The sequence below is a fragment of the Pseudomonas sp. PS01297 genome (assembly GCF_029959305.1).
GTDB lineage: Bacteria > Pseudomonadota > Gammaproteobacteria > Pseudomonadales > Pseudomonadaceae > Aquipseudomonas > Aquipseudomonas helleri.
In genome coordinates this window covers 20,804-27,491 of record NZ_JASCPQ010000078.1, presented here as the reverse complement: position 1 = coordinate 27,491, position 6,688 = coordinate 20,804, and the positions used below count along the sequence as shown (strand labels likewise).

5 protein-coding genes and 1 riboswitch are annotated in these 6,688 nt (G+C 61.7%); of the genes, 1 reads left to right on the top strand and 4 read right to left on the bottom strand.

From position 1 onward, the window contains the following. Window positions 1-58 precede the first annotated feature (58 nt). The 4 genes from QMX84_RS20020 to QMX84_RS20005 are packed head-to-tail and all read right to left on the bottom strand — an operon-like array spanning window position 59 to window position 5,646. Window positions 59-1,360, bottom strand: a complete 1,302-nt coding sequence (locus tag QMX84_RS20020; protein ID WP_282364616.1) for an FAD-dependent monooxygenase — start codon at window positions 1,358-1,360, stop codon at window positions 59-61. Next, complete coding sequence (locus QMX84_RS20015) at window positions 1,360-2,034, bottom strand: S8 family serine peptidase (protein WP_262125060.1); 675 nt, start codon at window positions 2,032-2,034, stop codon at window positions 1,360-1,362. Before QMX84_RS20015 ends, QMX84_RS20020 begins: the two co-directional genes overlap by 1 nt. Next, on the bottom strand, window positions 2,024-3,742 hold the full coding sequence (locus QMX84_RS20010; protein ID WP_282364615.1) for an ABC transporter ATP-binding protein: 1,719 nt from the start codon (window positions 3,740-3,742) through the stop codon (window positions 2,024-2,026). The genes QMX84_RS20015 and QMX84_RS20010 overlap by 11 nt, the downstream gene beginning before the upstream one ends. Further along, window positions 3,742-5,646 carry a sigma-54-dependent Fis family transcriptional regulator gene (locus tag QMX84_RS20005; protein ID WP_282364614.1) on the bottom strand — a complete coding sequence of 635 codons (1,905 nt, stop codon included), beginning with the start codon at window positions 5,644-5,646 and terminating at the stop codon, window positions 3,742-3,744. Before QMX84_RS20005 ends, QMX84_RS20010 begins: the two co-directional genes overlap by 1 nt. Window positions 5,647-5,766: 120 nt before the next feature. Here QMX84_RS20005 and QMX84_RS20000 point away from each other — a divergent pair, with 120 nt between their 5' ends. Beyond that, window positions 5,767-6,264 (top strand): PaaI family thioesterase, encoded by a 498-nt coding sequence (locus QMX84_RS20000; protein ID WP_262125063.1) that lies wholly within the window; start codon window positions 5,767-5,769, stop codon window positions 6,262-6,264. A 177-nt stretch (window positions 6,265-6,441) separates the two neighbouring features. Next, window positions 6,442-6,645, top strand: a riboswitch (cobalamin riboswitch). The last annotated feature ends 43 nt before the right edge of the window (window positions 6,646-6,688 follow it).

Below are 6,688 nucleotides of genomic sequence, written 5' to 3'. Positions count from 1 at the left end.
GGCGCGCCGGCGGGCTCTTACTTAAAAAAAAAAAAACCAGCCCCCCGGGCGGCAGCTCCTACAGGACGGGTTGGTAGCCCTGGCTTACTAACCAGCTTTTGAGCGCGCGCGCTTGCTCCTGGGTCAGGCCCGCCAACACGTTTTGTGCAGGCTCAGCCTGCAAACGCCGCAGCACAGGCGCGACTTCTACCCCTTGCACATGCCAGATCCCCAGCGGTTGGTCCGGGCTGATGACCACCTCGGCTTCATCGACAAAGCCATCACGCAACACCGGCGCCCGCTCTATTCGCAGTGCGGCAAAATCTTTCTCGGCGTGGGCTATCTGGCTGTCCGGCCAATGGCGCCGTGCAGCCCAAAACGGTTGTTGCGGCCAGCGCTGTTCTTCGGCGTAGAAATCCCGGCCAATGCGCGCAAAGCGCATAAACAGCTGTTCGACCCGCTGCTGGTGAAAGCGCTGGGCCAGGGCCGCTCGTTCAGGTTTACGCAGGAGCGTGTTGATCACCGCCGGTGCCTGCAACGCCGATGACAAGGACTGGAAAATCCCGTTGCCCGACAGCGGGTCAACTGCCATCGCCGCATCCCCGACCCGAATCCAGTTTTCACCACACACTTGCGGGCTCAAGATTGCCGTGCTGCTGCGGGCATGCAGTTGCACACCGTGTTGCCCTGAATCGGGAAAAAATGCTCGGGCCAGCGGCGAGGCCATTCGCTGCTGCTGGCAGTACTCCAGCAATTGCGCCTTGCCCGGCAGTTCGGCACTGGCCACGTCCACGGTCCATTGCCAATAACACTGGCCGTCCGCCCGGCGTGCCATCCATGCCCAGCCCTGCGCCAGGCTTTCAACGGCACTGGCGGTGTGGCCCGGCGTCGCTTGCCAGCGATTAAGCAAACTCACCGTCTCCGGGCCTCGCAGGCCTTTGCTGGCGGCAGGCGCCTGACGTCCTCGGGCTTCCACCAGAAAATCTGCCTGCAGCGGCTCGCGCCCTTCGAGGCTGATGCTGTGGCCGGTGGTTGATGACGCCACTGTCAACACACGGGCCTCGATCACGTTGACCCCGGCCAGACGCAGGTCTTCACGCAGCCCGCGATCAAAACACGGCCGATCCAGCAACCACTCGATGTTTTGTGCGTGCTGCTGGCCGTTCCACGCCACTTGCCGCTGTGAAGGCAATACCGCGTCGGCCACTGCCCGCTGTAAACCCGCTGCACGTAAAGCTTCCAGCACTCGCTGGGAAATGCCTTCCAGCGCGGCAAACCGGCGCCACTCGCTGACCAGCGTCACCGGGTAGCCCAATCGCCGCAAACCCATGGCCACCGCCGCACCCGCGGGGCCTGCACCCAACACCACAATCGCGCTCATCAGCACACCCGCCGCTCAGGCCCGTGATAGTGGGCATTGGTTTTGAGCCACTCCAGCAATTGCGCATTGGTTGCCTGCGGCTGTGCAAGCAGATGGCTGGCAAGATGACCGCTCAAGGCCGCGCAACCGAGGCTTGCCCCCGATTGCCCGGCAGTGTTTGAACGTACGCAGGCGGCAAAATCCGCCTGTGCGGTATTCAGCCACGACCATTGGTCTTGCGTGCAGCGGGCATCGCCGGTCACTCGCAGCACCTGCGGGTAATTGGCCGGGTACACGCCCTCGCCCTGCGCCGGGCTTGAGGCACACAGCAACACCCCGCGTGCCACCGCCAATTCACAGGCCTCGCGCAACAGGCTGCGATCCTGGCGCAAGCCAAGACTCAAGTTGATCAGCCGCACGTTTTGCGTCAGCAGCCAGTCAATCGCCGCCGCAATCTGCAAGGTGCTGGTGACCCCGCGCTCATCGAACACTTGCGCCACGCAAAACACGGCCTCTGGTGCCCGCTGGGCGATGGCCTGAATGACCGCAGTGCCGTGCCCCAAGGGATCGTCCTGCAACTCGCTGTGCAACAGTTGCCCATCGAGCAGGGCAAACCTGCGCCCTGCCACCACCTGCGGCTGTTGCGCGGGGGCATGGCCGCTGTCAACCACGCCAATTCTGAGTTCAGGCTTCATGCAGCACCTTGTTTGCTGTCAGTTGGCCGGCCTGCAAATGCAAACACAGGTCGGCGTTGGCCAGGGTTGAAGGCCGGTGGCTGATCAGTATTCGCGTACGCCGCGCAAACAGGCGGTCGATGGCCTCAATCACTTCGCGTTCAGTGGCCTCATCGACGGCCGAGGTGGCTTCGTCCAGCACCAGAATCAACGGGTCTTGCAACAACGCCCGGGCAATTGCGATCCGTTGCTTTTGCCCGCCCGACAACTGCTGACCACGCTCGCCCAACGGGCTGTCGAGGCCTTCGGGCAACTCGGCAATCAAGCCGTCGAGTTGCGCCAGCCTGGCAACTGCGGCGACCGCTTCACGGCTGGCCCCTGGCACCGCGTAAGCCAGGTTATCGGCCAGACTGCCGCGAAACAGCACGATGTCCTGGCTGACCACTGCAATCCGGCGGCGCAGTTCCAGCAAGTCCAGTTCGCGCAGGTCTACGCCGCCCAACAACACCCGACCGGACTGTGGGTCGTGGTGGCGTTGCAGCAGGTCAACCAGGGTCGACTTGCCAACCCCGGAGCCGCCGCTGAGGGCGACTTTGCTGCCGTACGGGATATGCGCATTAATGCCGTTCAGGGTGCTGGGGCGGCCCGGATGGCTAAAGTGCACGGCCTCGAAACGTAGGTCGCCCTCGTCTGGAAGCGGTTTGGGGTTCGAAGGGCTCACAACGGCGGGCTGTTCGCCGCGTAATTCCATGACCCGGCCGAGGCTGACGGTCATCCGTTGAATCGCCACGTACAGCCCGAGCAGGCTTTGCACCGGCCCTATGGCCATGCCCAGATACGTTGAAAACGCGATCAGCGCACCGAGTTGCCAGGTGCCCTGCACGACCCAATAGCCGCCGATCAAAAACACGCAGGCCCGTGACAGCGAGGTCAAGGTGCTCGGCACCGCCTGGGTAAAAAACTCGGTGACTTGCAGGCGCAGCAACTGGCTCATATAGCCTTGGCCCAGGGTTTCCAGGCGCTTGGCTTCACGCTGCTGCTGACCGGCCGACTGGATAAACTTCATCACCGGCAGCGTCTCGACCATAAACGATGAGACATCAGCCGAGCGCTCGCGCAATTGCCGAACATCACGCTCCACTTTGCGCCGCATCCAGCGCAGCCAGAGCACATCAAGCGGGATCAGGATCAAGGCCAGCAGCGACAACTGCCATGACAAAGCCAATAACATGCCCAAGGCCACCAGCAAGCCAATGATGCTGGACACGGCCGAAAACAGTGAATCCACGGCAAAGCGCTGAATTTCGGCGACATCGCCGTCGATCCGCGACATCAGGTCACCAATACGTCGCTGGCCGTAGAACCCCGGCGACAGGGTTTGCAGGTGCTGGTACAGGTCATCACGCAGGGCAAACAGAATCCGCCCGGACAGCCGGGTGTGCAGGTAACGATTCACGCCGGAGAGCGCCGTGCCCAATAGCCCGGCAACGATCATCAGCCCGGCCACCGTCGCCAGCACCGGGAAATTGCGCGCCAGCAAGCCGTCATCAATCAGTTGTTTGGTCAGCCACGGCTGCACCAGCACCAGCAATGAGGCACACACCGACAAGCCCAGCAGCCCGGCAATCGCCAAGCGGTGCGGGCGAACAAAGCCGTACAGCCAGTGCAATGCCTGATGCAACGCTTGCGGGTTGGAGCTGTCGATCAGCCCGACGATCAGGCGCCGCATCACACGCGCAACTGTTTGAGTTTGCGGTACAGCGTGGCCCGGCTGATGCCCAGCGCTTCTGCGGCCGCAGACACATTGCCCTGGTGGTTATCCAGGGATTGGCGAATCAGTTCCAGTTCGTTTTCGCGAATACTGCCCGCCGGTGGGCGCTCGCTGGCGCTCAGGTCATCGAGCAGACTGTCAGGCAGATGCTCAAGGGTCAGCTCTGACTCGTCAGGCTCGCGCATGGCCAGCAGCGTGCGCAGGACCATTTCCAGTTGGCGGATGTTGCCCGGCCAGTGATAACCGTCGAGCAAGGCTTGCAAGTCGGGGTGCAGAGTCACGTGCGGGGCCTGCAACTTGCCCAGCAAGCGGGCGATCAAGGCGCCGAAATCTTCGCGCTCGCGCAGGGCCGGGAGCATCACGCTGATGCCATTGACCCGGTAGAACAGGTCTTCGCGAAAGTGCTGCTCGTGGACCAGTTGTTTAAGGTCACGGTGGGTGGCGCAGATCAGCGCGACGTCGATGTCTTGTTCTTCGCCAGCGCCCAAAGGGGCGACCTTGCGGTCTTGCAGCACCCGTAACAGGCGCGCTTGCAGGGCCAGTGGCATGTCGCCGATTTCATCCAGAAACAAGGTGCCGCCGTGGGCCTGTTGCAGGCGGCCGATCATGCCGCCACGGCGCGAGCCGGTGAAAGCCCCTTCGCGATAGCCAAACAGTTCGGACTCAATCAGGCCTTCAGGGATTGCCGCGCAATTGACCGCAACAAACGGCTTGGCGCTGCGGCTACCGGCCATGTGCAAGGCGCGGGCGACCACCTCTTTGCCGGTGCCGGTTTCTCCCAGCAGCAATACCGGCAGCTCATTGGCCAGGCCCTGGCGCGCCATACGCAAGGCACGGGCGTAACGAGCGTTGTTACCGGCCAGCGCCTCCAGATCAGGCGCGGGCGGCGTGGTTTTCGGCGCCGTGCGTGGCGCCGTCAACACATTCGGCGAACGTTGTGGCGCACGCAGGGTTTTGTAGAAGAATTCGCCCTGGGCGGTTTGCAGGCTGCCCAGGGCGCCTTGTTGCAGACGAGCCAGCAGTTGCAGGCCATCGAGCCCGAGGAACGCTTCGCAACGTTGCCCTACCAGCACCGAGCGTTCAGTGCGCAACAATTGGCAGGCCTGGCCACTGGCCGCGAGGATCTGCCCGCTCAGGCTGACCGCCAACAAACCTTGCCACGGGGACTCCAGGTACTGGCGGCGGCTGTGGAAGGCCAGCACGATGTGCTCCGAATAGCTGGTATTGAACACCCGGCTTTCAATTTGGCTGACAGCCATGCCCAGTAACGCCGTGCTGTCGTGCACGCGACCAAGCGGCCCTTCGCGGGTCAGGTCGAGCACGCCGAGGATGTCGCCTTGCGGGCAATGAATCGGCACTGAGGTGCAGGAGAAACGGCTCAGCCGATCCAGATAGTGCTCGCCACAATCGATCAACATGGGTCGGCCTTCGACCAGCGTGGTGCCCAGCGCGTTGGTGCCGCGTGCGGCTTCGCTCCAGCAGGCGCCGAGGGTAATGTCCGGCACCCCGCTGCCTTTGAGGCGGTCGGCGCGGCCCTCCACGGCCAGAATAGTGGCGTCGGCGTTGGCCAGAATGATCAAGCCGTCCTTGCCCTGACGCTGGTTCAAGTAATCAATGGCCGGCATGGCCGCGTCGATCAGTAACTGGTTGTTGGCCAGTAACAGGTCAAGGCTCGCGGTGGTTTGCAGGCTCAGTTCATGCTGGCCACTCACGGGCACACCGTGGTTGAGGCTGCGACGCCATGAGGCGTCGATTTCGGCACGCAATACGCCACTGGGCACCAGACCTTCGAGGTGCAGTTTTTCCCTGGCCAGGCGAACTTCGTGAAGGGGCTTGGGCTGAAGTGTTTTTGTAAGAGTCATCAGGCGCTCCACAGCAGTGAGCTTTGCGATTTTTATTTTAGATCTGCGCACTGTTACCAATCTTTACGTTAACGTAAGGGGAATGGCAAGATTTGAAATCCAGTAAAGGACGATCACGGTATGCACCACATCTCCCCTTCCTTGCAAGACACCGCTGCGCCTGAAGGCGTTTGCTATGGCTGTGGCAGCAATAATCCCCATGGCCTGCACATCAAGAGCTACTGGCATGAAGACGGTGTTCACGTTGTCGCAGAGCATTTGCCGGATGCGCGTTATTGCGGCTGGCCTGACCTGGTGTACGGCGGGTTGATTGCGATGCTGGTGGATTGCCACTCGAACTGGACGGTGATGGCGTATCACTACCGTGCGGAAGATCGCCAGCCAGAGAGCTTGCCGAGGATCAACTGCGTCACCGGCAACCTGGGCATCAAGTTCATCAAACCCACCCCGATGGGCGTCCCGCTAACGCTGCGTGCCTGGGTTGAGGGGGATGTCGGACGCAAGAGCCGGGTGATCTGCGAGGTGTATGCCGGGGACGTGCTGACGGCGGTCGGGGACTCAGTGTTTGTGCGGGTCGATGCCGGGAAGTTGGCGGATGCAGCCCATGATCGCAGTTAATATTCAACCTTAGATTTATCTCCTATCTATCTGATTTATATAAAACTCTGTAGGAGCGAGCTTGCCTCGCGATCTTTTAAAAGATCAAAAGATCGCGAGACAAGCTCGCCCCTACAGATCGTATGTTCATGAATAATTATTCATGTTCATGGTTGACGCATCGGGTGACCAATGGTCAGATGCGCGCCTGTTTCAGGTGTCCTTGGCCATCGCGCCCAGGGTGAAACGGGAAGCCGGTACGCCTTTTCAGGTCAATCCGGCGCTGCCCCCGCAACGGTATGCGAGCGAAACATTCAAGTAGCCACTGTGCTTTGGCATGGGAAGGCGAATGTTTCATAACCCTCGTGAGCCCGGAGACCGGCCTGATCCAACATATGGCACTCCGCGGTGGGCGGATGCAGGCCTTGGCGCGCGCATAGTCCCT